21 protein-coding genes, 1 tRNA gene and 1 pseudogene are annotated in these 24,177 nt (G+C 70.8%); 6 read left to right on the top strand and 17 right to left on the bottom strand.

Annotated elements, in window-relative coordinates:
* Window positions 1-88: 88 nt before the first annotated feature.
* The 3 genes from ACIOGX_RS23405 to ACIOGX_RS23395 all read right to left on the bottom strand — a co-directional run bounded on the left by ACIOGX_RS23405 (window position 89) and on the right by ACIOGX_RS23395 (window position 2,536).
* Window positions 89-1,528 (bottom strand): cytochrome P450, encoded by a 1,440-nt coding sequence (locus tag ACIOGX_RS23405; RefSeq protein ID WP_401915840.1) that lies wholly within the window; start codon window positions 1,526-1,528, stop codon window positions 89-91.
* A gap of 17 nt (window positions 1,529-1,545) precedes the next feature.
* On the bottom strand, window positions 1,546-2,226 hold the full coding sequence (locus tag ACIOGX_RS23400) for a methyltransferase domain-containing protein (RefSeq protein ID WP_356516573.1): 681 nt from the start codon (window positions 2,224-2,226) through the stop codon (window positions 1,546-1,548).
* 211 nt (window positions 2,227-2,437) lie between these two features.
* Window positions 2,438-2,536, bottom strand: a tRNA-OTHER gene (locus ACIOGX_RS23395).
* Between the two features lie 178 nt (window positions 2,537-2,714).
* On the opposite strand from ACIOGX_RS23395, the gene ACIOGX_RS23390 reads away from it, so the two are divergent.
* Entirely contained in the window at window positions 2,715-3,464 is a 750-nt protein-coding gene (locus ACIOGX_RS23390; protein WP_383963922.1) for a GDSL-type esterase/lipase family protein, read from the top strand.
* On the opposite strand, the gene ACIOGX_RS23385 is transcribed toward ACIOGX_RS23390, so the two are convergent.
* From ACIOGX_RS23385 to ACIOGX_RS23355, 7 genes are all read right to left on the bottom strand, one after another.
* Complete coding sequence (locus ACIOGX_RS23385) at window positions 3,451-4,707, bottom strand: beta-ketoacyl-[acyl-carrier-protein] synthase family protein (RefSeq protein ID WP_401915837.1); 1,257 nt, start codon at window positions 4,705-4,707, stop codon at window positions 3,451-3,453. The genes ACIOGX_RS23390 and ACIOGX_RS23385 overlap by 14 nt on opposite strands.
* On the bottom strand, window positions 4,707-4,946 hold the full coding sequence (locus ACIOGX_RS23380) for an acyl carrier protein (protein ID WP_356516579.1): 240 nt from the start codon (window positions 4,944-4,946) through the stop codon (window positions 4,707-4,709). Before ACIOGX_RS23380 ends, ACIOGX_RS23385 begins: the two co-directional genes overlap by 1 nt.
* Before the next feature lie 20 nt (window positions 4,947-4,966).
* Window positions 4,967-5,443: a hypothetical protein gene (locus tag ACIOGX_RS23375; RefSeq protein WP_356516581.1), complete on the bottom strand. Its 477-nt coding sequence runs from the start codon at window positions 5,441-5,443 to the stop codon at window positions 4,967-4,969.
* Window positions 5,443-5,958, bottom strand: a complete 516-nt coding sequence (locus ACIOGX_RS23370) for an SRPBCC family protein (protein ID WP_356516582.1) — start codon at window positions 5,956-5,958, stop codon at window positions 5,443-5,445. Before ACIOGX_RS23370 ends, ACIOGX_RS23375 begins: the two co-directional genes overlap by 1 nt.
* Window positions 5,951-7,285 (bottom strand): aspartate aminotransferase family protein, encoded by a 1,335-nt coding sequence (locus tag ACIOGX_RS23365; protein WP_401761972.1) that lies wholly within the window; start codon window positions 7,283-7,285, stop codon window positions 5,951-5,953. The genes ACIOGX_RS23370 and ACIOGX_RS23365 overlap by 8 nt, the downstream gene beginning before the upstream one ends.
* Before the next feature lie 14 nt (window positions 7,286-7,299).
* On the bottom strand, window positions 7,300-8,439 hold the full coding sequence (locus ACIOGX_RS23360) for an acyl-CoA dehydrogenase family protein (RefSeq protein WP_401915833.1): 1,140 nt from the start codon (window positions 8,437-8,439) through the stop codon (window positions 7,300-7,302).
* A 116-nt stretch (window positions 8,440-8,555) separates the two neighbouring features.
* Window positions 8,556-10,112 (bottom strand): aldehyde dehydrogenase family protein, encoded by a 1,557-nt coding sequence (locus tag ACIOGX_RS23355; protein ID WP_356516588.1) that lies wholly within the window; start codon window positions 10,110-10,112, stop codon window positions 8,556-8,558.
* A gap of 337 nt (window positions 10,113-10,449) precedes the next feature.
* On the opposite strand from ACIOGX_RS23355, the gene ACIOGX_RS23350 reads away from it, so the two are divergent.
* A complete protein-coding gene (locus ACIOGX_RS23350) occupies window positions 10,450-11,457 on the top strand; it encodes a bifunctional lysylphosphatidylglycerol flippase/synthetase MprF (RefSeq protein WP_129768349.1) in 1,008 nt (335 codons plus the stop codon).
* On the opposite strand, the gene ACIOGX_RS23345 is transcribed toward ACIOGX_RS23350, so the two are convergent.
* From ACIOGX_RS23345 to ACIOGX_RS23335, 3 genes are all read right to left on the bottom strand, one after another.
* Window positions 11,441-12,238, bottom strand: a complete 798-nt coding sequence (locus tag ACIOGX_RS23345; RefSeq protein ID WP_356516590.1) for an AfsR/SARP family transcriptional regulator — start codon at window positions 12,236-12,238, stop codon at window positions 11,441-11,443. The genes ACIOGX_RS23350 and ACIOGX_RS23345 overlap by 17 nt on opposite strands.
* A 549-nt stretch (window positions 12,239-12,787) precedes the next feature.
* On the bottom strand, window positions 12,788-13,447 hold the full coding sequence (locus ACIOGX_RS23340) for a response regulator (protein ID WP_384771593.1): 660 nt from the start codon (window positions 13,445-13,447) through the stop codon (window positions 12,788-12,790).
* Window positions 13,444-14,739: a sensor histidine kinase gene (locus ACIOGX_RS23335; protein WP_401915828.1), complete on the bottom strand. Its 1,296-nt coding sequence runs from the start codon at window positions 14,737-14,739 to the stop codon at window positions 13,444-13,446. Before ACIOGX_RS23335 ends, ACIOGX_RS23340 begins: the two co-directional genes overlap by 4 nt.
* Before the next feature lie 134 nt (window positions 14,740-14,873).
* Here ACIOGX_RS23335 and ACIOGX_RS23330 point away from each other — a divergent pair, with 134 nt between their 5' ends.
* Both ACIOGX_RS23330 and ACIOGX_RS23325 read left to right on the top strand, forming a co-directional pair.
* The gene (locus tag ACIOGX_RS23330) at window positions 14,874-15,782 is read left to right on the top strand and encodes an ATP-binding cassette domain-containing protein (RefSeq protein ID WP_356516596.1); all 909 of its coding nucleotides are present in this window, start codon (window positions 14,874-14,876) and stop codon (window positions 15,780-15,782) included.
* Window positions 15,779-16,666, top strand: a complete 888-nt coding sequence (locus ACIOGX_RS23325; RefSeq protein WP_401915824.1) for an ABC transporter permease — start codon at window positions 15,779-15,781, stop codon at window positions 16,664-16,666. The genes ACIOGX_RS23330 and ACIOGX_RS23325 overlap by 4 nt, the downstream gene beginning before the upstream one ends.
* Before the next feature lie 85 nt (window positions 16,667-16,751).
* Here ACIOGX_RS23325 and ACIOGX_RS23320 read toward each other — a convergent pair.
* Window positions 16,752-16,931, bottom strand: a pseudogene (locus ACIOGX_RS23320) (hypothetical protein); the annotation flags it as partial.
* A 31-nt stretch (window positions 16,932-16,962) separates the two neighbouring features.
* On the opposite strand from ACIOGX_RS23320, the gene mptB reads away from it, so the two are divergent.
* Window positions 16,963-18,489 carry a polyprenol phosphomannose-dependent alpha 1,6 mannosyltransferase MptB gene (gene mptB, locus ACIOGX_RS23315; RefSeq protein ID WP_401915821.1) on the top strand — a complete coding sequence of 509 codons (1,527 nt, stop codon included), beginning with the start codon at window positions 16,963-16,965 and terminating at the stop codon, window positions 18,487-18,489.
* Window positions 18,490-18,527: 38 nt separating this feature from the next.
* On the opposite strand, the gene ACIOGX_RS23310 is transcribed toward mptB, so the two are convergent.
* Together ACIOGX_RS23310 and ACIOGX_RS23305 are read right to left on the bottom strand one after the other, a co-directional pair.
* Entirely contained in the window at window positions 18,528-20,717 is a 2,190-nt protein-coding gene (locus ACIOGX_RS23310; RefSeq protein WP_401915922.1) for an FUSC family protein, read from the bottom strand.
* A gap of 301 nt (window positions 20,718-21,018) precedes the next feature.
* Entirely contained in the window at window positions 21,019-22,353 is a 1,335-nt protein-coding gene (locus tag ACIOGX_RS23305) for a geranylgeranyl reductase family protein (RefSeq protein ID WP_401915818.1), read from the bottom strand.
* A 374-nt stretch (window positions 22,354-22,727) separates the two neighbouring features.
* Between ACIOGX_RS23305 and ACIOGX_RS23300 the strand changes: the two genes are divergently transcribed.
* A complete protein-coding gene (locus ACIOGX_RS23300; RefSeq protein WP_356508183.1) occupies window positions 22,728-23,024 on the top strand; it encodes a hypothetical protein in 297 nt (98 codons plus the stop codon).
* A gap of 200 nt (window positions 23,025-23,224) precedes the next feature.
* Here ACIOGX_RS23300 and ACIOGX_RS23295 read toward each other — a convergent pair whose 3' ends face one another.
* The gene (locus ACIOGX_RS23295) at window positions 23,225-24,097 is read right to left on the bottom strand and encodes a TauD/TfdA dioxygenase family protein (RefSeq protein WP_384771575.1); all 873 of its coding nucleotides are present in this window, start codon (window positions 24,095-24,097) and stop codon (window positions 23,225-23,227) included.
* Between the last annotated feature and the right edge of the window lie 80 nt (window positions 24,098-24,177).

Raw genomic sequence — 24,177 nt, 5'->3', positions numbered from 1 at the left:
GTCCGTCTTCCCATCCGATACCGGTACTGGCTGTGCTGTGCGGTGCTCTGCCGTGCTGGTGGTGGCACCCCGCGCCGGAGCGCCGCCCTTATGAAGCGCCGGGCGCTCCCGTACGCGCGTGCGCGGTCATCGACATTCCGTAGCGCGGTCGCAGGGTGATCGACGCCTGGTTGACGACCCGGTGCGAGGGCACGTGCCGGAACTCGTACCGCCGTACCAGGGCGGCGAGCAGCAGATGTGCCTCCATCAACGCGAAGTGCTTGCCTATGCAGAGATGCGGACCGGCTCCGAAGGGCATGTGCGCGAAGCGGTGGCGGCCCTTCCTGCCCTCGAGGGAGAAGCGGTCCGGGTCGAAGCACTCCGGGTCGGTCCAGTGCCGCTCATGGCGGTGGATGTTGTAGAGATTGACCAGCAGCCGTGAGCCGGCCGGCACGGTGTGGCCCCCCAGCACGGTGTCCTTGAGCACCAGCCTGGGGACGATCGGCGCGGACGGGTACAGCCGCAGCGCCTCCTCGAAGACCTGGAGCGCGTACGGCATGGCCGCCAGGTCGTCCATGGTGGGCATACGGTCGCCGAGGACCTCGTCCACCTCGTCCTGGACCCGGCGCAGTGCCCGGCGATTCCCGGAGAGCAGATAGAAGGCCCAGGTGAGGGTGATCGCGGTGGTCTCGTGCCCGGCGCCGAAGGTGGTGATGACCTCGTCGCGGACCTCGCGGTCGCTCATGCCCTCGCCGGTGTCGGCGTCCCGTACGTCCAGCATCATGTCGAGCAGATCGGGCGGCCCTTCACCGCGGGGGACACCGCCGGCCGCCGCCTTGCGGCGCTCCGCGATGATCCCGTACGTCATCTCGTCGATGCCCCTCATCACCTCCTGGAAGCGGCGATTGCGCGGTGTGGGCCACTGGGTCGGCGGGCTGAACGGGTTCTGGAGGCGGTCGAAGGCGTAGTTGATGGCGACATCGACGGCCTCCGGGCTGATGCCGTCCCTGGTCTGCTCGACATCGGTGCTGAACATGCACCGGCTGACGATGTCGAGCGTGACCCGCATCATCTCCTCGTGCACGTCGACCACATCGCCGCTGCGGTACGTGGCGGCCATGTGGGTGACCTGGTCCGCGGTCGACGCGGACATCGACTCAAACATGCGGGCGATCGCCTGCTTGGTGTAAATGGGCTGCATCATGCGCCTGTTGCGCATCCAGCTCTCGTGATCGTCGCTGGTGAGCAGACCCTCACCGAGGATCAGCCGGAGCGGGTTGTCCGGGCCGAGCTTCCCGTAGGTCGCGCTGTCGGTGAGCACCTCACCGGCCAGCTCGGGGCTGGACACGCCGTGCACGACGACGGGACCGAGCCGGTAGCGGACCAGATCACCGTGGTCGCGCCAGCCCTGGTGCATGGCGTCCAGGATGTCCTTGCGGAAGTCCAGGACGCTGCCCAGCACGGGCAGCCCACGCGCCTCCGGCGCGGAAGGGGGCGTCGCCCCGGACGCGGACGGAGCGGTGGCGGCGGTGCCGTGTGTTGCCGTCATACGAGAATCCCTCCCCTTCACTTCCGGGCCAGGGCGCAGACCCAGCCGAACGAGCGGAGCGGCTCCGCGACGAACCGGGCGTCCTGGAAACCGGCCTTGCCCAGCATCTCCACCAGATCGGCCCCCGACAGGATCCGCAGACCCTCGCGCTCGGAACGCTCGGTGAACCGCCGCCCGAGCAGACGCTGTTTCGCCGTGGGCCTCTCGGCGGCCTCCCGGCTCATCTCCAGGGTGATCGCCACCTGGCCGCCGGGCTTGAGCACCCGGTACGCCTCGCTGAGCCCGCGCATCGGGTCGGGCCAGAAGTAGAACGTCTCGATGGCGCTGACCTGGTCGAAGGACGCGTCGCCGTACGGCAGTGCGCCGGCGTCGCCCCGCTTGATCTCCACCCGTCCCGCGGCGACGCCGTCGACATTGCGCCGCACGGACTGACGGACCATCTCCTCGGAGTAGTCCACGCCGGCGACGAACCCCTGAGTCGCCTGCTCCGACAGCAGCTTGACGGCCATTCCGCCGCCGCAGCCGATGTCCAGGACGCGCTGGGAACGGCGTATCTCCATGTGCTCGATCGCCCACACGGTGAGCGTACGGTGCTGCTTCGCCATCACATGGCCGATCAGCCGCCCGGCGCGCCCGTTCGGCTGCCGGAAGTTGTCCTCCACCAACTCGAGCGGCCTCTTCAGCAGTTTGTCGATCATCCGGACTTCCCTTCGCGGTTCGCAACGTCTCGGGTGGTGCCACGGAAGGGGACGCCGACCCCGGAGGGCGGGCCCGGCGACTTCCGGGAACGGGTATGCGGGCCGCGGCGCGCACAGCGGGCGGCGCGCCGGTACCGCGTCTGCCTGACGGCCCTGGGCGCGGTTCCCGCACCCACGGGAACGGCGCCGCGGCACGGCGTCGGATGGTCGGCGGAGAGGGCAGGATTCGAACCTGCGCGGGCCGGAGCCTGTACGGCGACCCGATCCGGGTTGCCCCGGAACCCCGTTGGACCACTTCGGGTACCTCTCCCTGCCGCGGAGGCGGACCGGCCGCTGCTCCCGCCGCGCCACCGATGCTGCCGCAGCTTCCTGAGATCACGCTGAGATCTTCCTGAGACCGCTCGCCGCGCCGCGGACAGGGGCAAAACGGTGGAGTGGACCGGAATCGAAGCGGGCAGCAAGGAAGGGTTCAACGGGAGGGGAACACCATGAACGACACGACCGGACAGCGAAAATCCCATGTCCGGGAGGGCGCCGACCCACGGTGCCTGCGGCCCGGCGAGGCCGGACGGCTCCTCGCCGGTGCCCCCTGGCGCCGCCTGGTGGTGCTGGGCGACATAGCGGTGGAGCGGGCCGTGGAACAGGTCGACGGATACGGGCCGAGGCCCTGGTACGACCGGGTCGCGACGGCCCTGGGCGACGCCGCCGAGGGCTTCGCGTACCTCAACCTCCTCGGCCGGCGGGAGCTGCGCGCCGCGCAGGTGCGCTCCGGGCAGCTCCCGGCCGCGCTCGCCTTCCGGGGAGACCTCGCGCTGGTCTGCTGCGGCACCGCGTACACACCGGACGAGGCGCTCGACATGTACGGACCGACGGCGGAGCTGGCACGGATCGTCGCGCCGCTGCGTGACGCAGGGTACGACGTCGCGCTGCTCGGCTCCTACCAGCTGGCGGGCTGGCCCGGACTGCCGGCCGGCCGCCGGGAACAGGTGGCCGAACAGCAGAAACGGGTCTCCGAACAGGCCAGGGCCGTCGCCCTGCGCCACGGCACGCTCTACATCGACCTCGCGTCCCACTACTCCGACACCGAGGTGGCGGCCGTGTGGAGCCGCGACCGGGCGCGGCCGAACAGCCTCGGCCACGCGGTCGCGGCCGCCTCCGTGGTGCGTGCCCTCGGCGGCAGGACGGCCGCCGCCGTGCCCACGGCCGGCGCCGACCACGGCCCGGTCAGGCCCTGGTGAACAGCAGTACGGCATTCTGACCGCCGAATCCGAAGGAGTTGCTGACGGCCACCTCGGCGCGCAGATCGCGCCCGGCCTTGAACACCATGTCCAGTTCCAGTTCCGGATCCAGGCTCTCCAGATTGGCGGTCGGCGGGATGTGACCCTCCTGGAGGGTCAGCGCCGTCACCACCGCCTCGATGGCCCCGGCCGCGGCCAGGGAGTGGCCCACCACACCCTTGACGGAGGTGACGGCGGGCCGCTCCCCGAGCACCCGGCGGATCATGCGGGCCTCGGTGGCGTCGTTGAGTACCGTCGCCGTGCCGTGCGCGTTGACATGGTCCACCTCGCCCGCGCCGACCCCCGCGTCGCGCAGCGCGGCGCGCACGGCGAGCTCGGCGCCCCCGCCGTCCGGATCGGGGGCGGTCGCGTGGAACGCGTCGGCGGAGGCGCCGTACCCGCTCACCATGGCCCGGATCGTGGCTCCGCGCGCCCTCGCGTCCGCGGCGCGTTCCAGGACGAGTACGGCCGCGCCCTCGGCCGGTACGAATCCGTCCCGGTCGGCGTCGAAGGGACGGGAGGTGGCGGACAGATCGTCGCGGCGGTCGGCCAGGGCCCGCATCTGGCCGAAGCCCGTGATGAGCGAGGGGACCAGGGGCGCCTCGGTGCCGCCGGTGATCACCACGTCGCAGGCTCCGCTGCGCAGCAGTTCGCGTGCCGTGCCCACCGCCGTGGTCCCGGAGGCGCAGGCCGTCGCCGTCACCAGACTGGGTCCCCGGGCGCCGAACATCATGGACACGTATCCGGCGCACATGTTGGGCGACAGCATGGGGACGAGCAGCGGGGAGACCTTGCGCGCCCCGCGTTCCAGCAGCACCTTGTGCTGTTTCTCCCAGGTGGCGGCGCCGCCGATGCCGTTGCCCAGGACGACACCGACCCTGGTGGCGTCCCAGGAGTCCCGGTCGAGGCCGGAGTCGGTGACCGCCTCGTGAGCGGCGACCAGCGCGAGCTGGCTGCTGCGGTCCAGCCGCCACAATTGCTTGCGCTCGATGAGCCCGCCGGGGTCGAAATCGGTGACGGCGCACGCGAAGTCGGCGGGCAGGCCGGCGAGCGCCGGTACGTCGGTGGCCGCCGTACCGGCCCCGGCACGGATCCGTTCCCAGCTCCGCTCGACCCCGGTCCCGGCGGCCGTGACCATGCCGACCCCGGTGATCGCGGCGTCGAACGGGGCCTGTGCCGGGGCGGTCGTCGGTGGACGGCCCATCAGACGGTGGCCAGCTTGCCGGAGATCAGCTCGGCGGCCTGCCCGACGGTCGACTCGGGGCCCAGGTCGCTGTCCTCGAGCGGTACGCCGAACTCCTCCTGCGCGGCGACGGAGAGCTCCACGAGGGCGAGGGAGTCGAGTTCGAGGGCGCTGAGCGTGCTGGTCGGTTCGATGCTCTCGGCGTCCAGGCCGAAGGTGCTGGTGAGCAGTTCCAGCAGCTGCTGGTAGACGTCGTCCATGAGGGGTTTCCTTCCGGAGCCTAGACGTTCGTGGGTGTGCCGGCCGCCGGTGCCGGCGCGGCGTCGAACTGATCGGTGAAGCGGGAATACGCGGGATGGGCCACCGGCTCGAACTCCAGCGCGAAGGGCTTGAGGAAGTTGCCGAACAGCGCGCGGTCGCCGAACAGATGGATGGGGATGACCAGCAGCGCCCACTCGGGGCCCCACAGCCAGATCCACGCGAGCACCACGAGGGTCTGGGTGACCAGGCTGTGCATGACGTTGTAGAGCACGTAGTACGCCCGGTGTATCCGCTTGGACGCGCTGCGGTGGTACGCGATCGCCCCGGGGATGTATCCGATGAGGTCGATATAGGCGAACAGCAGGATCGCGGGGAGCCATCTGACCTCGTCGAGATGGGTGAAGAAGAAGGCCGCGGCGATCACGAGACCGAGTCCGTACTCCAGCCGGATCAGCCGGTAGGTGGTACGTGTCTCGAAGAGGTTCTTGCCGTCCATCAGCGCGATCCCGACGCGGCGGTGACGGGCGCGGCCATCACCTCGGCGACGGCGCGGGCGACCGCCTCGTCGCCGACCACCGAGGCGTTGCCCTCGAAGAGGCTGATGACGACACGGGCGATGGTCTCCTTGAAGACCCGTTCGGCGACCGGGTCGAGGATGCCCGCCAGGCTGGGGATACCGAAGTCGAACTCGGCGCTGAAGTCGACCACGCAGTCGTCGCCGTCCGCGACGAGCCGCCAGACACCGGAGAACTCGGCGAAGTCACCGTCGGTCTGCTCGAAGGTGATGGTCAGACCGTCCCGGTCGAACCGGTCGGTCTCGGTCCAGCACAGGATGCCGTTGCGGAAGTAGACCTCCCAGTCGCTGACCTCCTGCGTGCCGGATTCCTGACGGGATGTCACCGAGCGGATGACCTCGGTGAATTCGGAGTACCGGCCGAACGCGCTGACGCGATCGAACGCCACCGCCGCGTCGACGTCGTGGACGCGGACCTTCACTTGCACGCTACGCATGGATGTTGTCACCTTCTGCTGTGGGTGCGTACCGGGCGCCCTGCGCGCGGCACGCGCGGTCGACCGCCTCGTAGAAGAAGTCCAGGTCGCTTCTGGTCAGAACCGCCGGCGGGGTGAAGCGCAGGACGAGATGGGAGTTGAGGGAGTGGTTGGCGATGACACCGTTCATGATCAGCTCGATCAGCAGATCGCCCGCCGGCCCCGGCTGGGCGAACTCGATCCCCAGCAGCAGCCCCTGGCCCCGTACCTCGCGCACGGCGTCGCCGTAGTGCGACCGGACGATACGGTCCAGCTCCGGGAGGATCTCGGCGCCGAGCTCGCGGGAGCGGGTCACGAGATCGTCCTCGCGCAGCGCCGTGAGCGCCCCGCGTACGGCGGCCATCGCCAGCGGCGCGCCGGAGAACGTGGACGTGTGCAGATACGGGTCCCGGTCGAAGGCCCCGAACGCCTCGCGGGTGGCGACCACGGCCGACACCGGTACGACGCCGCCGCTGAGTCCCTTGCCGACGAGCAGCACATCGGGGCTGATGTCCTCCCGGTCGGCGCCCCACCAGGAACCGAGCCGGCCCAGACCGGTCTGGATCTCGTCCAGGACGAGGAAGGCCCCGTACCGGTCGCACAGCTCCCGCACCGCGCGCAGATAGCCCGCGGGCGGGATCACCACTCCGGCCTCGCCCTGCACCGGCTCGACGAAGACACACGCCTCGCCGGGGGTCGCCGCCAGCAGCGATTCGAGCGCGGCGGCGTCGCCGTACGGCACATGGCCGGTCTGCGGCAGCAGCGGCCGGAACGGGTCCTGGAAGACGCTCTTGCCGGTCAGGCTGAGCGCGCCCATGGTCTTGCCGTGATAGCCGTTCTCCATCGCGATCAGCCGGTGGTGGCCCCGGGTGCGGGCCAGCTTGATGGCCGTCTCGGCCGCCTCCGCCCCCGAGCCGGCGAAGTGCACCCGCTCCAGGCCTCGCGGCGCCACCGACACCAGGGCGTCGGCGGCCAGGGCGACCTGCGGTTCGAGGAAGAGCCGGGTGGCGACGGGGTGCGTGGCCAGCTGCTCGGCGACATGCCGGATGACGGTGGGATGCCGGGCGCCCATCAGGAAGACGCCGTACCCCCCGCAGTTCAGGAAGCGTTCGCCCGTCGAGGTGGTGACCCAGGCGCCTTCCGAGGCCACCTCGATGTGCCCGCCGAACAGCTCGCCGAGGGTCGCCCGGCCCTTGCTGAGGCGCGCCCGGTACAGCTTGCCCAGCTCCTCACGCCCGAGAGCGGGCGCGGCGGGGACGGCCGGGGGCACGGCCGGCGGAAGAACGGATGTCGCTGTCGTCGATGGCATGGATCTCCCTCTCTTCAGGTCAGGCGCAGGGGATGGCCCGCGACATGGTCGAGGTACGGGCCGGTGAAGCTGGACCGCGACGGCGGATGGAACGACAGACCGTGTGCGGCGCCGGCCAGGTAGGCCACGTCGGAAGAGGACATGAAGGCCGTGCCGCCGAGCAGTTCGACGGCCTGGTTCAGCGCGTCGCCCAGCGCGTCCTGGGCGGCGTACCGGGCGACGAGCGTGCGGGCCAGCGCCGCGTTGCCGGTCTCGCCGTCCCTGATCATCCGGGCGGTGCCCTCCAGCAGCAGGGCGGCCGTCTCCAGCCGGGTGAGCACCCGGGCACGGTCGGAGTCGCTGCCCCGGCCGCCGTCGACGACCCGCTCGACCAGTCCGCTGACGATGCCGAGATAGCAGGCGGAGATGAGCAGTTCGAACCAGATCAGGCCGACGGTCTGGAGATCGTCCAGATTCCCGGCGTCGCCCTCCGGCTCGGTGCGCATCAGCAGCTGCTCGTCGACGAAGACGTCCGTGAGCCGCACCTCGTCGCTCTCCGCGCCCGCGAGGGTCCGGCTTCCCCAGAACGGATGGACACTGACCCCCTCGGTCTCCCGGGGAATCAGCAGCACCGCCATTCTCGGCTCACCGCTGTCGGTCGGCAGCGCCACGCTGGCGGTGAGCAGGTCCATCGAGTGCGACAGACTGCACGGCTTCTTGGAACCGTTGATCACATAGCCGTCGTCCGCCTTCGACGCCGACATCATCGGCGAGAGGATGCCCCGCCCCGGCCGGCCCTCCGCGAAGCCCGAGGCGACCAGCAGTCGCTGCTCCGCGATCCCTTCGAGCAGCGCCCACTCCATGCCGCTGCTCTGGATGGAGCCGGCCAGGGTGAACAGGGTCGCCACCGAGAAGTGGTGCATCGTGGTGGCGATCGCCAGGGACGGTGCCCGGGAGGCCAGGGCCCGCACCACGGCGAGGGCCTGGAGCGGATCGGCTCCCGTCCCGCCGTAGGTCTTGGGGATCACCAGACCGGGACCGCCCGCCGTGCGGAAGTGGTCGAGTGCGGGGTTCTTCGGTGCTTCCAGCTCTTCCAGCGGGGTGCCGGAGAGCAGATCGAGCAGGCCGGGCAGGAATGATTCGCACGTCTCGCGTGCGGCTTCCAACGAGCGCATGGATCCCCCTCTGTTCTGTCGTTCCGTCGTCGTTCTGTCGTGATGGCTCGCGGCCGGGGCGTGCGACGGGTTCCGTACGGGCCGTGCGGGCCGTACGGGACCGGTGCGCGGTGCGGTCAGCGGCCGGCGGCGGCCTGGAGGGCCTTCCAGGCGCCGAACACCGCTTCCGAGGGACGCGCGCCGGACGCGACGCTCACGCCCTGGATGTGGGAGGTGCGCAGGATCGGGTAGTTGGCCTCGCCGAACACACCTCCGGTGAGCCCGGTCCCGCCATGCGTCGGCAGATAGGGCAGGAACCCGATGTGGGAGTCGTTCACCTTGAGCAGCCCGCCCTGGGTGATCCGGGTCACGATCCGGTCGACCACCCCGGGATCACGTGCCCACGCCGAGTTCCGCAGCCCGTAGGCGTTGCTGTTGACGAAGTCGATGAACCGCTCCAGCTGCACCTCGTCGGGGGCGGGCTCGGCCACGATCACCGGCAGCAGCGGGAAGAACGTCTCCTCGCGGACCGCCTGGACCTCCCGGGCCTCATCGAGACCGCGTACCCGCACCACCGTGGGTTCGAGGAAGATCCCGGCGGTGTCACGGGTTCCGTCCTCCTGGATCGCGTGCCCGCCGCACACCAGCTCCGCGCCCCGGTCGAGAGCGTCACGCAGACACGAGAAGAACTTCTCGTTGCGCAGCACCGGAGTGAGCAGAACGCCCTCCTCCGACGACCGGCCGGGCCTGATCCGCGCCGCCTTCTCGGCCAGCAGGGCGACGAGTTCGTCGCTGACGTCCGGGTGGACCACCACCTGGTTGGGGATCATGCACAGCTGGCCGGAGCCGTAGAAGCTCTCCGTGATGGCCTCGGCCGCCAGATCCAGGTCGGCGTCCTTCCACACCAGCACCACGTCGTTGCCGGCCAGTTCGAGGATCGGCTTCTTGCCCGCCGCGATACAGCGCTCCTGGAAGCGCATCCCGTTCTCACTGCTGCCGAAGTACATGATGTCGTCGACGAGCGGGCTCTCCAGCCAGGCGTCCAGCATCGGAGCCGGGTCGCCGCACACCACACCGAGGGTGCCCGAGGGAGCGCCCAGCTCGGCCAGTACCGGCGCCACGACCTCCTGGAGCACGTACATGACGCCCAGCGGGGCGCTGCGCGGCGCCCGTACGACCAGGGAGTTGCCGGCCATGATCGCGGTCACACCGAGCAGCGCACTGGAAAGCGGCGCGTTCTGCGGGGGGTTGAGGCAGACCACACCGTCGGGACGGCGGCGCACCGAGATCTCCCGCTCGCCGTGCCGGTACTCCTGGAGCATCTGGCTGCGGTAGAAGCCCAGCGACTCGGGCCCGAACACCTCCAGCGCCCCGGACACCTGCCAGCGGGCCAGTGCCAGCGGGTGCCCCTCCTGGACGAGCACATCGGTGATCCGCTCGGCCTGCTCGGCGAGCCTGCGGTACAGCAGGGTGCCGAACTGCTCGATCCGGGTTTCCGGGGGGAACGCCGCCCAGGGCGCGGCGGCCGCGGCCGCCGCCTCGATCGCCAGATCCGTGGTCTGACGGTCCGCCCGCGCCACCCGGCCCACAATGGTGGCCGGCAGGTTCTCGGCGGGAATGCGCCCGCTCTCCAGCTTCCGCTTCATGGTGAGCGTGGAAAAGGCGTCGTCGAGCAGGGCGTCCGAGTCGACCACGTACACCCAGGTCCCGCTCGGAACGGCCTTTCCGTCAATGAGGGAAAGGTAGGTGGGGATTTCCTGACGAGGCGCTCCGGAATCTTCTTTTCCTGACGCCGAAGGCGTCGCGATATCGCTGCTCACGCAGCCCCTCCGCTCTCCATTTCCCATCGGCAGACGGGAATGTTCGCAGTTCCAAGTGGTGGCTACGACTTTCACACGGCCACCTGAAAATCCTCGGAGACGGCGCTGAGACGGCGCTGAGACGGACGTTTCAGGCAAATGGAAGAGGTGCTGAGGAGCATGTCCCCGGGCACCGGCCCGGTAAATCGACGCCTGAGGCAACGGGAGTGAGATGACGACGCGCAGCGGAGAGGTATCCGACGAAGAAGTACTCGGAGTGCTGGAAAAGCTCCGTAAGGACGGCGACAATCCCAGTGCCTTCCTCGCGCTCAACTCCGGTAACGCGTACTTCACCGATCCGGCGGCGGACGGAGTGGTCGCCTATCGCGAGGCGGGCTCGTATCTGATCCAGTTCGGCGGCGTCCACGCCGCGCCGGAACAGCGGGAGGCGCTGCTGCGGGCCTTCCTCGCGCACGCGCGCCGGCGGCGCCGCAAGGTCGTCGCCGTACAGGTCCTCACGTCGGACGTGGAGCTGTACGTCCGGTGCGGTTTCACGGTCAATCAGGTCGGCTCGTCGTACTCGGTGCACCTGCCGGACTTCGCCCTGCGCGGCACGCGCTTCATGAAACTCCGCAACAAGATCTCGCGGGCCCGGCGCAGCGGCCTGGAGGTGACGGAGGTCTCCCACGAGGAGTGCGCGGCGGACATAGCCGGCATCGACGGCGCGTGGCTGCGGAGCAAGGGCCGGCACGTCAAGGAGATCGAGTTCCTGGTCGGTGAGCTGGGCGGGCCCGTACAGCACGCGCGCCGGCTGATGCTCGGCCGGCTCGACGGAGTGCCCATCGCCTATATCTCGTACTCACCCGCGTACGGCTCGCGTCCCGGGTGGCTGCACGACCTGAGCCGCCGGCTCCCGGACGCGCCTCCCGGTGTGATGGAGGCGATCAACCTGACCGCGCTGGAGATGTTCCGTCAGGAGGGGGCGGAGTGGCTGCACTTCGGCTTCACCCCGTTCACCGGACTGTCCGACGAGCACGATCCGCCCGAGGCCAGCGGGGCCACCCGGAAGATCATGCGGCTGCTGGCCGACCACGGGGACAAGGTCTATCCCGCGGCCAGCCAGCTCGCCTACAAGGAGAAGTGGGGCCCCCAGCTGGTACTTCCGGAGTATCTGGCCTTCCACGGGCGCGCGAGGCTGGGTGCCATCTGGCAGATCCTCCGCGTCACGAAGTCCGTATGACCTCTTCCCCGGCCCGGGATATGGACAGGTGGGGGGATTGCCGGAGGATGTCCTGGAACCTGTCTCTCAGTCCGTGTCCGGGCTGAAGTCCCAGATGCTGCGACAGGTACTCGCGGGTGCGGTGGTACGTGTTGAGCGCGTCGGCCTGCCGTCCGGACAGGTAGAGGGCGGTGATGAGCTGTTCGCAGAATCGCTCGTGCAGCGGGTACCTGGCGTGCAGTTGCTCCAGGCCGGGGATGACGGCCCGGGGATGGTCGAGCCGGAGCCGGATATCGAAAAGCCTTTCGTAGGCTCCTACTCTGATCTCTTCCAGCTGGGTGTAGGCGACCTGACAGATCATTCCGTGCCCGGCGTCGATCAGCGCCGGGCCCCGCCATAGGGAAACCGCCTCGGTCAGCAGATCGACGGCGCCTTTGGGGTGGTGCTCGCTCGCCGCTTCGGCGCGGGCCACCAGGTGGAGGAGCCGGGAAGCGTCGACGTCCTCCTCGGTCAGCTCCAGGACGTATCCGGTCGGTGAAGTCCGGATGACATTGCGCAGAGCCGCCTTCCCGCCGTGTGCGACCAGAACCCGGCGCAGCCGGGCGATATGACCGTGCAATGAGTTCTCGGCGCTGTTCGGAGGCTCTTCGCCCCATAGCTCGTCGATGAGTTCACTACGCGAAACGGAGCGCCCCACCGATAACGACAATGCCGCGAGGATCGAGCGTAATTTCTCTCCCGGTATCCGGACCTGAACCCCGTCATCCATTACTTCCATCGGTCCCAGAAGATTGATCTGCAATTGGTGCCCATTGCCTTTCTCATACGACCGGGGATCAGGCGCATGGAACGCCTCCCCCGGGGCCGACCCTGCGTACCTGTCGATAGTGACGTCCTACTCGTAGGTAAGAAGGTGCGGCGCGACAGGTCGGATGCATCGGCCATGAAATTTGGCTCGTTCTCGACGTTCCATGCCAGATATCACGCCAACGAGAGGTGGGTGCGCGCCACGTCGTCCGGAAGCTTCTCCCGGGGCGAGGAGAAAACGCCGCAGGGACGGCCGGGCGTCGCCGCAGACCGAATCCGAAGTTCCGTTTGGATGCCCCACCCCCGAACAGGCCCTTGCTCCGCCGGGCTTCGCGCGGGGGCGGCGCGGAACCGGCGAAACGGGCGGTGTTCGTTGATCTGAATTTGTTCAGTTATTTGCCATACACGTGCCGGGGGAAGTGGCATCAAGAGGCCGTCAATTTCCGGTCGGTGCCGACCGGCGAACGGGGCCGCCGCCTTGCCCGTTTCCTTCCTGCCGCCGCCCGTTCCGCCCGGCTCGGCGGGGCCGCTCGCCCGCGCCGGCTCAGGACGACGGGGTCACGAGACCCGTCTCATAGGCCAGGATCACGAGCCGCACACGGTCGCGGGCGCCGAGCTTGGAGAGCAGGCGGCTGAGATACGTCTTGGCGGTGGCGACGCTGATGCAGAGCCGCTCGGCGATCTCGGTGTTCGACAGACCGCGGCCGACCAGCGTCAGCACTTCGCGCTCCCTGTCGGTGATGCCGCCGAGATCCGCCCTTCGCGCTGGGCCGGCCGCCGGGCGGCCGGCGAACTCCTTGATGAGGCGGCGGGTGACGCTCGGTGCGATCAGGGCGTCGCCGGCGGCGACGGTGCGTATCGCGGCGAGGATGTCGTCCAGGGCCATGTCCTTGACGAGGAATCCGGACGCGCCGGCGCGCAGTGCCCCGTGGACGTCATCGTCGTCGTCGAAGGTCGTCAGCATGATGACGTGAGCGGAGCCGGTGGCCGTGGTGATCAGCCGGGTGGCCTCGATACCGTCCGTACCCGGCATCCGGATGTCCATCACGACGACATCGGGGGCGAGTTCCCCGGCCAGAGCGACGGCTTCGGCGCCGTTCGCCGCCTCGCCCACGACCTCGATGTCCGCGGTGTCGGTGATCACCATCTGGAGGGCGGCGCGGACCAGGGGCTGGTCGTCGGCGAGCAGGACGCGGATGGTCATCGGGCGTCCGCCTTCGGTTCCGCCTCGGTCCACGCGGACCTCGGGACCGGCAGCCGGGCCGAGACCAGGAACCCGCCGCCGTGGCGCGGTCCGGCCGTGAAATCGCCGTGCAGCAGGGCGACCCGCTCGCGCATGCCGACGAGGCCGTACCCGGTGCCCGTACCGCCGGCCCTGCCGCGGTCCTGGCCACCGCCGCCGCCGCGGTCCGAGACCTCGATGGCGAGCGCGTCGTCGAGCTGGTCGACACGCACCCGGCAGGACGTGGCCCCCGAGTGCCGTACGACATTGGTCACCGACTCCTGGACGATCCGGAACGCCGCGAGGTCGACGTCCGCGGGCAGCGGGCGGCGCCTGCCCCGCCATCGCAGATCCACACGGACACCGGCGGCCGTGGTCGTGGCGACGAGCCGCTCCACGTCCGCAAGACCGGTGGCCGGCGGAGCGGCCGGTGCGGGCCGCGGGCCCCCGGGGGTACGTTCCCGGTCCTGGTCCGTACGCGCCTGTTCCTGGTCGGCCTGGCGCAGCGCGCCGAGCGTCCGCCGCAGTCCGGACAGCGTCTCGCGGCCGGCCTTCTCCACGGTGAGCATCGCCTCGCGGGCCCTGGCCGGCTGGGTGTCGACGACCCGGGCGGCGGCGCCCGCCTGGAGGGCGATGATGCCGATGCTGTGGGCGACCGTGTCGTGCATCTCCCGTGCGATGCGCAGCCGTTCGGCGGTGACGGCCTGGGCGGCGGCGCGGGCGTGCAGCTCCTCGGTGTGGGCGCGGGCCTGGAACACCGAATTGCCGACGAGCCAGGCGATGACGACGGTCAGGGCCACGTACGGCTCGGCTGCGGTGCCGGAATCGTCGCTCGCGAACGGCCGCAGGAGGAGGTAACCGGACAGTACGCCCAGCGTCACGGCCGCCGCGCGGAGCGAGATCCGCCGGGGCCGGGTGGCCGCGACGTACCCCAGGACGACATCCACTCCCAGGAACTGCATCGGCGGGATCTCGTTCTGACGCCACGCCATCGTGGAGAGGACCGTCCCGGCGAGGACCAGTCCGTACGCCACCGACGCCCCGCGCCGGAGCAGGGCGCTGCCCGCCAGGACGAGCGCGAAGGCGACGAGGAGCAGCGTCCGGGCCGCGAACGAGTGCAGTCCGTCCCGGGGATAGTCGAGCGAGTACCCGGGCCCCGGCGGCAGCACGACGTACTCGATGATGGGCTGCACGGCCGCCGCGAACCACACCAGCGCCGTCCACAGGCCCGGCGGTACGCGCTTGAGCAGCGGCAGAGGCGGTGAGGCGGACATGCCGCGATCGTAAACGGCGTGCGTACGGGCGGTCATCGGCCCGTGGTCGTACAACCGGGGTCGACATCGGCGCCCCGCGATTGCCGGCCGGAGCCGGACGACGGACACGGCCGCCCACCGGCACCGTTGTTTCCGTGATCGAAGTCAACGAACTCACCAAGCGGTACGGCCGCACGACAGCCGTCAACGATCTGACCTTCACCGTGCGCCCCGGCCGGGTGACGGGTTTCCTCGGGCCGAACGGCGCCGGCAAGAGCACCACGCTGCGGATGATCCTCGGCCTGCACGAGCCCACCGGTGGCACGGTCACCGTCGGCGGCCGGCCCTTCCGCGACCGCCCCCGCGGTCTGCGCCATGTCGGCTCGCTGCTCGACGCGCACGATGTGCACGGCGGGCGCAGCGCGCTGGCGCAGCTGTCCGCCCTGGCCCGCGGCAACCGCATCCCGAAGCGCCGGGTGGACGAGGTGCTGGAGGAGGTCGGCCTCGTCGAGGTCGCACGGCGCCGCGTCGGCGGATTCTCCCTCGGCATGAAACAGCGGCTCGGTATCGCGGGCGCCCTGCTCGGCGATCCTCCGGTGCTGCTCTTCGACGAACCGCTCAACGGCCTCGATCCGGAGGGCGTGAAGTGGGTACGCGAGCTGTTCCGGCGGCTCGCCGCCGAGGGCCGCACCGTCTTCGTCTCCAGCCATCTGATGTCCGAGATGGAGCACACCGCCGACCAGCTGATCGTCATCGGCCGCGGCGAACTGATCGCGGCGGAGAGCCTCGCGGAGTTCTCGGCCCGCGGAACCCGGCAGAGCGTCACGGTGGGCACATCCGCCGCCTCCGTTCTGAGCGACCTGCTGACGGCGCGGGGCGCGACCGTGCACGCGGACGGCGAGTCGCTCACCGTCACCGGTCTGGACTCGGTCCGGATCGGTGAGATCGCCCAGGAGCACCGCATCCCGCTGCACCACCTCCATACCAAGTCCGCCTCCCTGGAAGAGGCGTTCATGGAGCTCACGGCCGACAGCGTCCAGTACCTCGCAGGAGAATCCCGATGAGCGCGACCAGCTCCACGCCCACGCCCACGCCCACATCCACTTCGGCGTCGTATGTACCCGCTGGCGCGTCCGGCGCCGCCGAACCCCGCGCGCGCTTCCGCGATCTGGTCGCCGCCGAGTGGATCAAACTCCGGTCGCTGCGCTCGACCTTCATCGCGTACGGCGCGACCGCCCTGGCCGTCCTCGCCTTCAACGGGGGGACCGCCTACGACACATACAACTACTGGGGCATGCGCGACGCGGCGGACCGGGCCGGCTTCATCGAGGACGGAATCGCGCTCCAGCATGCCTTCACCGTGAACGGCGCGATGGTGATGGTGCTGGCCCTCGGTGTGATGGGCGCGCTCGCCGTCATCGGCGAGTACGGCACGGGCACGATCCGTACGACCTTCGCGGCCGTGCCCGCCCGCCGCTCGGTGATGGCGGCCAAGGCGGTCGTCGTCGCGGGGATCACGACCGTGTTCGGTGTGTTCGTCGCCGGAGCCTCGTTCGCGCTGACCCAGGCGATTCTCGGCGCCCGGGACGTGGGCGTCCCGATCGGCCATCCGGGCGCCCTGACCGTCGTGGTCGCGTCCGCCCTCCTCGCGCCGGTGTGCGCGCTCGCCGGTCTTGCGCTCGGCGCCGTCATCCGGCACACGGCGGCCACCATGACCGCCACCGTCGCGGTGCTCGTCCTGCTGCCCCTGGTCTTCACCGATGGCCGCCGCTGGTCGGCGGTGATCAGCCATGCCCTGCCCACGGAGGCGTGGATCCGGCTCACGGAGGCCGACCACTCACGGACCGCCTTCCCCTGGACGGCCTCCGGAGCGTGGACCGTCTACGCGGTGTGGGCCCTGGCGGCGGCCGTGCTCGCCGTCCTCAGCGTGCACCGGCGCGACCAGTAGGAAGCGCCCACCCGTCCCGTCGGGATCGTCGCAGCGCGATGGTGTCGCGGGCGTTGACGGCCTCGCCCCGGGTGGCAACCCGACGCGTGGCGGCGCCCCTGGCCGCGTCCGGCACCGCACCCGGCGTGGTCGTGGTGCCGGTCGGTGTGAGGGCGACGGAGCACACCTTCACGCTCCCGGCACCGTCGTCCACGCTCAGGGCCGGCTTCGCCGCCGTGCCTGCGCTGAACGTGCTCTGCCCGACCCACTGGGGTGCGCCGCTGGTGGCCGCCGGTCGTTCGATAGGTTGGCTGGTCATGTGGGCATGGAACGCCGGTGGGTACCGCCGGCTGGGCGCGACCGGTTCCGTGGCGGTCGCCGCCGGCGGCTGGGTCGCCGGTACGCTGCCGGACCGTGAACCGTGGGGGATCTGGGTGCCCCACGGGGCCGGGTCCGCGGTGACCGTGGCGGGCGCCGTCCTGGCCTACGCCGGGCTGACGCTGCTCGTCGTCGCCTGGTGGCGGTACGGCAGGACCGGGGCCTCCACGCGCGACACGCTCGTCACCCTCGCCTGGTGGGCCACCCCGCCGGCGCTGGCGCCGCCGCTCTACAGCGCCGATGTGTACAGCTACATAGCCCAGGGCGCGATGGTCCTCGAAGGACACGACGTCTACAGCGCCGGGCCGTCCGTCCTCGACCCGGCCGGGCTCGGTGGCGACGCCGCCGCGAGTGTCGGCGGGAACTGGACCGACGCCCCCGCGCCGTACGGTCCGTTCTTCCTGATCCTCGCGCGCTGCGTGACCTGGGCGACGGGCGGGACGATCGTCCCCGCCGTGCTGGGGATGCGCCTCATCGCCGTGGCCGCGCTGGTGCTGATCGTGTGGGCCCTGCGGCGTCTCGCGCGGGAGCGCGGCACGAGCGAGAGCGGCGCGCTGTGGCTCGGGGCGCTCAACCCGCTGTTGCTCATGCATGTGATCGGCGGCGTGCACAACGACGGGCTGATGATCGGTCTCATGCTGGCGGGCGTGGTGTTCGCCCTGCGCGGCAGGTGGATCGTGGGGGGCGCGCTCGTCGGTCTCGCCATGATGGTCAAGTCCCCGGCGGCGATGGCACTGCTGTTCATCGGCGTGTTCGTGGGCAGGGCGGCGACCGGACCGCTCGTACGGCGGGTGGCGAAGGGCGCGGCGCCCGGCCTGGTCGCGGTGGGGGTCGCCGTCGCGGCGACGCTGCTCGGCGGCACCGGCTTCGGCTGGCTCAGGACCCAGAGCGTCGCGGGCACCATACACACCGCGCTCTCGGCCACCAGCGACATCGGTCTCGGCCTCGGCGAACTGCTGCGCCTGCTGGCCGGTACCGACCCGGGCCCGGTCAAGGCCGCCGTCCAGAACCTGGGGCTGGCGGCGGCGCTCGTCCTGATCGCGTGCCTGGCGTGGCGGACGCTGCGCGCCCGCCCGGACGCGGCCCGCGCCCCGGACACCGACCCCGCCCCGGAACGTGTCCGTCCCCTGGACCCGGTCCATGCCCTGGGGCTCGCCCTGGTCGCCCTGGTCGCCCTCTCGCCGATGGTGCAGCCGTGGTACCTGCTCTGGGGCATGACGGTGATCGCCGCCACCAGGCCGTACGGCCGTACCGCCACGGTGCTGACCGTGCTGTCGGCGGCGCTCGTGTACGAGACCCATCCCTCCGGGGCCACCCCGTGGTACGGCTTCGTCCTGGTGGCCGTCGTGTGCGTGATCGGCACGCTTCTCGTCCGCCGCGACCGGAAGACCCCGGACGCGGCCCCGCCGCCGGTTGACGCGCTTGCCGCCGCCGCACACCCCCGGACCGGCGGCGCGGTGCCGTAGCCGTCGTCGCACGCCCGGCTGGGATTACCGGACAGGGCCTAGTCCTGAGCGGCCCTGCGCTCCGCGCGGTCCGCGACCGGTACGCCGAGGGGGCGCGCGAGGCCCGCCACGCCTTCGTCGAGACGTTGCAGATGGCGCAGTACGCGAGCCGTCACCGTGTCCGAGTGCGGCGCGCCCGAGGCGTCGGTCCTGAGCATGGAGGCGATGCTCGCGCCGGACTCGACCTCGCCCTCGGTCCTCGCGTCCTTGACGCGCGCGGCGATCACTCCGATGTTGTGCGCGATACGCCGCCCCGCCCGCCCCAGGCGCGGGTCGGGCGAGACCGTCCTGCTCTGCGGCACCAACTCGGCCGTCGCCGCCAGGGAGCGGGCGTGATAGGCGCAGGTCTCCAGCAGCGCCACCAGATAACGGACGGTCCTGCGCCGCACGCGCAGCGGGGAGATCGGATGCGTCAACGGCTTGGTGGAATCCCGCAGATCGTCCAGCGCGGTGTCCAAATCCCGCGCCTTGCTCAGCAGATCGGACGCCGGGCCGCCGCTGAGCTGCTCCACCGCCGCCGACACCACATCGCCGAGCCGGTCCAGGACCGTGCCCAGCAGTTCGTCGGTACGGCGGTCGGTGTGCACCGGCAGCACCAGTACGGCCGCGATGATGCCACAGACCGCGCCGAGCGCCGTCTCCTCGATGCGCAGGACCAACACGTCGAAGCTGTACTTGTTCAGCAGTGTGTAGAGCAGTCCCAGCATCGCCGTGACGAAGAAGGACATGAGCGCGTACGACAGCGGCGCCGTGAAGAACATGGCGAAGATGAAGACCAGGACCAGCGTGAACGCGAGCCAGGTGTGGTGGCCGACCAGCCCCGCCAGCAGGACACCGGCGACCACCCCGAGGACCGTACCGAGCACCCTCCGGTAGCCCTTGACCAGGATCTCGCCCGTGGACGCGGTGTTGAGGAAGACCACCCAGCAGGTCAGCACCGCCCAGTACCAGCGCTGCGTGGAGAGGAACTCACCGCCGATGATGGCCAGCACCGACCCCACCGAGACCTGGAACGCCGCGCGGGTGGTGGGGCGCCGGAGGCCGGTGCGGTCCTCCTCCTCGGGCTCCTCGGGACCGGTGAGGGAGACATCCTCGGCGTCGAACTCCTCACGCGAACGCGTCGTCGCCGGTGAGTCGCTGGACTCGTCCTGCGGCCCGTCCAGCGCGAGGCGCAGGCCCAGGACGGCGCGGGCCACCTCACCGATGCCGCGGAAGACGTCCTGGACGGCGTCCGAGGCGCGCGGCAGCCGCTCCTCGTCGCGGTAGCCGAGCAGCCTGTTGCGTACGTGCGCCAGCGCCGTACCCCGGTCGTCGGTGCCCGCGCGGGCCATCAGCAGGTGCAGTGCGTTCAGGTCCCGGCGCAGCGTCCCGATCACGTCGCCGCCGGCGGCCGTCACCAGGTTCCCCGTGGCCGGCACGGGCGCGTTCGGCAGATGAAGCGTGAGGGTGTCCGCGCTCTCGGCGCTGCGGGCGTTCAGCAGCAGTACGCCCAGCCGCTCCGTGGTGATCTCGGCGTCCGCGACGCGCCGTTGCAGCAGCGCAGCCGTGGCCGCGTCGCGCGTGCCCTCCTCCAGACGGCTCTGGATCATCAGAGCCGCCTCGTGCAGTCGCGCGGTACGCCGCCGCAGATCGTCGAGGACCTTGTCCAACTGCTCGGGGGCGGCGTCCAGCAGCTCGATCTGACTGGTCACGACCTGGGCGAGCCGCGCCCGGAAGGCGTCGCGGAGCCGCAGCAGTTCGCGCTGGGGCGTTTCCGGTACGACGGCGAACCGTACGATCGCGCTGCACACGAAGCCGATGGCCAGGGTCGCCCAGAGTACGGGCAGACCGGCGGGGCGGGCTCCCACGAAGAGCGCGACGAAGTAGACCTGGAAGCCCATCAGCCCCAGAGCGGTACCGCGTTCGCCGAATCTGCGGCTGTAGACGGCGGCGAAGATCAGGGCGATGAAGAGCACGTCACCCGCGATGATCCGGGTGCTCAGCAGCGCTCCCAGGGAGATCGCGGCGAGCGCGACGGGCAGGCCGAGCGCGAGCGTGATCGCCTGGTCGCGTACCTGCCTCTCCTTGATCGCGAAGGTGGAGACCATCGCCGTCATGGCGCCCGCGACCAGGTACGTGACGCCGGTGCCGAGCAGGGCGAGGACGAGGAGGGTGAGCGCGATCGCCGCGACCGTCCGCAGCCCCGCCATCAGCCGCAGCAGACCCGGGTCCGATGCCGCGAAGCGATCCCAGGTGCCGGTGCCGGCCCGTCGTGTCCCTGCTCTCACGCTGCCGGACTCTCCTGTTCTCCCGCTGTGTTCCGCGCGGTTGTCCTCGCCGCCGTGCGCGCGGCCGTCCGCCCTGATGGCCGCCCCGACGTCTGTCCTGACGTCTGCCCTGTTCTCCGCACTGTTGTCCGCACTGTTGTCCGCACTTCAGCATCGCATGCGCGGTGGTGCCGGACGCGGCCGGCCGGAACCCGTCACTCCGGTGTCGTGGACGGCCGCGTCCTCAGCGGCGGCGTACGGGCGGTGCCGGGACCAGCCGGACGACGGTGTTGAGCAGATGGTCGGTCATGTCCCGCGAGGGCTTGTCGGTGAGGTTGGAGAGCAGCCGGGCCAGGGTCCTGAGCAGAAACGGCGAGCCCATGACATAGCGGTTGAGGACCGGTTGGAAGCCCGACCGGCTGAAGACGACATCGGCGGCGGCATTGCCGAGACGGTAGTAGCGCCCCCAGCGGCGGTTCATCTCCACGGGGTAGTCGCGCAGCACACGCTCGCGCCTCGGCCCCGCCGGAAGGGCCAGGGCGAGCGCCGCCCGCTCGGCCGCGACCTCGCCCGCCTCCAGGGCCTGGCCGATGCCCTCGCCGTTCCACGGGCTGATCATGCCCGCGGAGTCGCCGACCAGCAGGAGCCCGCGCGTGTACAGCGGATGACGGTTCAGGCCCAGCGGCAGAGCCGCGCTCCTGACAGGACCTTCGGCGTTCTCGTCACGCAGTCCCCAGGCGTGCGGGGTACGGGCGAGCCAATGGTCCAGCGCGGACCGCAGATCCGCGTTTCCGTACCGGCGGTGCGGCAGCGCGCCGAGACCGACATTGACCCGGCCGTCGCCCATCGGGAAGATCCAGCCGTATCCCGGCAGGTAGTGATCGGTTCCCGCATAGCGCAGATCGGCCCACAGCTCCAGGTAGTCGTCCTGGGAGCGCTCCGCGCTGCGGTAGTAACGGCGGGCGGCCGTCGCGATCTGCCTGCTCGGGTCCCGGCGCAGGCCCAGGGCGAGGGCGAGGCGGGCGGAGGCGCCGTCGGCCGCGATGACGATCGGCGCGCGGTAGACCGCGGGCTCCCCGGCCCCGGCCGCCGTTCCGGGCCCTGCCGCAGGTGCCGCCGCCCCGTCCGCCGCTCCCGCCGCCGTCGTTTCGGCCGCGGCGGTGACACCGATGACACGCCCGCCGCGATCGGTCACCGGGCCCGTCACCTTCACGCCCTCGCGCAGCCGCGCTCCGGCGGCGACCGCGCGCCGGGCCAGGATGTCGTCGAAATCGTGCCGGCTGCGCGAGAGCCCGAAGTCCGGATAGCTTCCCAGGCCCGGCCAGTCGATATGGACCCGGTGCTCTCCGGCCACCCAGCGCATCCCGCGTGACCGCATCCACCCCGGAGCCTTGATGTCGACGCCCATCCGGATGAGTTGATGCACCGCCCGTGGCGTGAGGCCGTCGCCGCACACCTTTTCCCGGGGGAAGCGGGTCTTCTCCAACAGCAGGACGTCGATGCCCGCCCTGGCCAGATGGTAGGCGGCGGACGAGCCGGCCGGCCCGGCCCCCACCACGATCACCTCGGCTTCGTCCATGAGGAACCCCTTCCTGGGACAGCCGGTGCCGCACCGAGGAGCGCGGCCCTGCACGTCATCATCGGCCAGGACGAGCGGATGCGGAACCTGGCCCCGTGGCGCCGAGGTCGTGAGTGTCCCGGGCCGGTGGAGCGGCCGGCCGATCCCGCCCACCTGGTGCGGCGGTTGTTGGGCCGAGAGGTCTTCTTGTGCGGCGCCGAGGCACGCCGATATCCTGGAAGGCTTTCCACCCGTACGGAGAGCGCTGTGAACCGCCGTCCGCTCCAGGACGGCCGGTACGGCGGACAGAGAAAGGGGTGGGTCGCCGTGAGGTGGCGAACCCGGCCGCCCGCCCGGAAAGTCCGGGACGGGGCGGCGGTTCCGGAAGGAACGAGATGTCCCGTACGGACAGGACCAAGCCCCTGCGGGTGCGCTTCACGGAGCACAACCCCCGGCCGGTCCACGATCACCGCTACGGCCCCTGCGATCTGCCGGCCAGCCCGATGTGGGAGGACACGGACACCCGCTGCCGGTGGGGACACTCCGACTTCGGCCGGACGTGCTGTTCAGGACCGAACGGACGTGCCGCCAAGAAGGAATGGGGGGAGATGAACAGGGCCCGCAACCGCAAGGATCGCTACGCGGCCCGGCGCGAGGCGCGCCGTTTCGCCACCGGAGAGTACGGCGACTGACACCGTCCGCTCGTCGGCGTCGGCGTCGGCGTCGGCTTCGGCGTTGTCGGCACGGTCGGCTCCGTCGGCCTCCTCATGGGCCCTTTGCAAGACACCCCCAGGGTCCGTCCGCTGTCCCGCCGTCCGCCGTCCGCCGTCCGCTGTTCGCTGTCCGGCGGATCTTCGCTCGTCCGCGAAGGTCCGCCGGACACGACCGCGCCCTACCCCTTGAGCGGGCCGCCGTTGATGGCGACCCGCTGGCCGTAGCGCGTGAACGGGTAGTAGTCGTACGTCGCGTGGTGCTGTACGCAGCGGTTGTCCCAGAACACCAGGGTGTTGGGGCTCCACCGGACGCGGCAGCTCAGCAGCGGCCGGTTCGGCACCACGTCGAACAGCATGCCGAGCACGGCCCGGCTCTCGTCGGCCGACAGCTGCGGTATCCGTCCGGTGTAGGCCCTGTTGACGTAGAGGATCGGCCGGCCGGTCTCGGGGTGACGTACGACCAGCGGGTGTTCGCTCTTGGGGATCACGTACCCCGGCGGCGGGGTGTGGCCCTGAAAGGCGATGAGACCGTCGTGGATGGCGGTCATGCCGTCCAGGAGCCCGCGCATGGCCGGCGACAGCATCTCGTAGGCCAGGTGCATATTGGCGAACAGGGTGTCGCCTCCGCTGCCCGTCTCCGGTACGCGGGTGAGGTAGAGCATCGAGCCCAGCGACGGTTCCGCGTCGGCGGTGCCGTCCGCGTGCCAGCCGTTGCCCGCCACGTTCGACGCCTCGGCGGTGGTACTGATCTCCAGGATGTAGGGATCGCCGTCCTCCGGCGGCGGGTTCACCGGGCGGAGCTCGCCGAAGTGGCCCGCGAAGCGCTTGTGGTCCTCCTGCGTGAGGAACTGGTCCCGGAAAACCAGGACATGGTGGTCGAGGAACGCGGTCCTCACCTCGCCCAGTTGCTCCTCCGACAGCTCCTGGGAGAGGTCGACGCCCGAGACCTCCGCGCCGATGACGGGGGTGAGGGAGGCGACCTCGATGGTCCGGTACTCCCTCGGGGGACGTGAGGTGACGCGTTCCAGGGCGTCCAGTTCGTACTGCTCCACAACTTCCTCCTGTGAGGTGGGAAAACGGGTTTGGATCACCAACGCGCCCAAAGCCCGCGGGCCATCAGTCGGACAGGATG

This window comes from Streptomyces sp. NPDC088147, assembly GCF_044741565.1.
In the GTDB taxonomy this organism is placed as follows: domain Bacteria; phylum Actinomycetota; class Actinomycetes; order Streptomycetales; family Streptomycetaceae; genus Streptomyces.
This window is presented reverse-complemented; position numbering and strand designations above follow the sequence as displayed.

Bases quoted from the DNA above. Each gene is read 5' to 3' on its own strand.
- ACIOGX_RS23310 (WP_401915922.1), bottom strand. From the start codon at position 20,717: ATGGCGGGGCTGCGGACGGTCGCGGCGATCGCGCTCACCCTCCTCGTC.
- ACIOGX_RS23335 (WP_401915828.1), bottom strand. From the start codon at position 14,739: ATGTCCGCCTCACCGCCTCTGCCGCTGCTCAAGCGCGTACCGCCGGGC.
- ACIOGX_RS23365 (WP_401761972.1), bottom strand. From the start codon at position 7,285: ATGCCATCGACGACAGCGACATCCGTTCTTCCGCCGGCCGTGCCCCCG.
- ACIOGX_RS23370 (WP_356516582.1), bottom strand. From the start codon at position 5,958: ATGCGTAGCGTGCAAGTGAAGGTCCGCGTCCACGACGTCGACGCGGCG.
- ACIOGX_RS23325 (WP_401915824.1), top strand. From the start codon at position 15,779: ATGAGCGCGACCAGCTCCACGCCCACGCCCACGCCCACATCCACTTCG.
- mptB (WP_401915821.1), top strand. From the start codon at position 16,963: ATGTGGGCATGGAACGCCGGTGGGTACCGCCGGCTGGGCGCGACCGGT.
- ACIOGX_RS23400 (WP_356516573.1), bottom strand. From the start codon at position 2,226: ATGATCGACAAACTGCTGAAGAGGCCGCTCGAGTTGGTGGAGGACAAC.
- ACIOGX_RS23405 (WP_401915840.1), bottom strand. From the start codon at position 1,528: ATGACGGCAACACACGGCACCGCCGCCACCGCTCCGTCCGCGTCCGGG.
- ACIOGX_RS23300 (WP_356508183.1), top strand. From the start codon at position 22,728: ATGTCCCGTACGGACAGGACCAAGCCCCTGCGGGTGCGCTTCACGGAG.
- ACIOGX_RS23340 (WP_384771593.1), bottom strand. From the start codon at position 13,447: ATGACCATCCGCGTCCTGCTCGCCGACGACCAGCCCCTGGTCCGCGCC.
- ACIOGX_RS23375 (WP_356516581.1), bottom strand. From the start codon at position 5,443: ATGGACGGCAAGAACCTCTTCGAGACACGTACCACCTACCGGCTGATC.
- ACIOGX_RS23360 (WP_401915833.1), bottom strand. From the start codon at position 8,439: ATGCGCTCGTTGGAAGCCGCACGCGAGACGTGCGAATCATTCCTGCCC.
- ACIOGX_RS23350 (WP_129768349.1), top strand. From the start codon at position 10,450: ATGACGACGCGCAGCGGAGAGGTATCCGACGAAGAAGTACTCGGAGTG.
- ACIOGX_RS23385 (WP_401915837.1), bottom strand. From the start codon at position 4,707: ATGGGCCGTCCACCGACGACCGCCCCGGCACAGGCCCCGTTCGACGCC.
- ACIOGX_RS23390 (WP_383963922.1), top strand. From the start codon at position 2,715: ATGAACGACACGACCGGACAGCGAAAATCCCATGTCCGGGAGGGCGCC.
- ACIOGX_RS23380 (WP_356516579.1), bottom strand. From the start codon at position 4,946: ATGGACGACGTCTACCAGCAGCTGCTGGAACTGCTCACCAGCACCTTC.
- ACIOGX_RS23305 (WP_401915818.1), bottom strand. From the start codon at position 22,353: ATGGACGAAGCCGAGGTGATCGTGGTGGGGGCCGGGCCGGCCGGCTCG.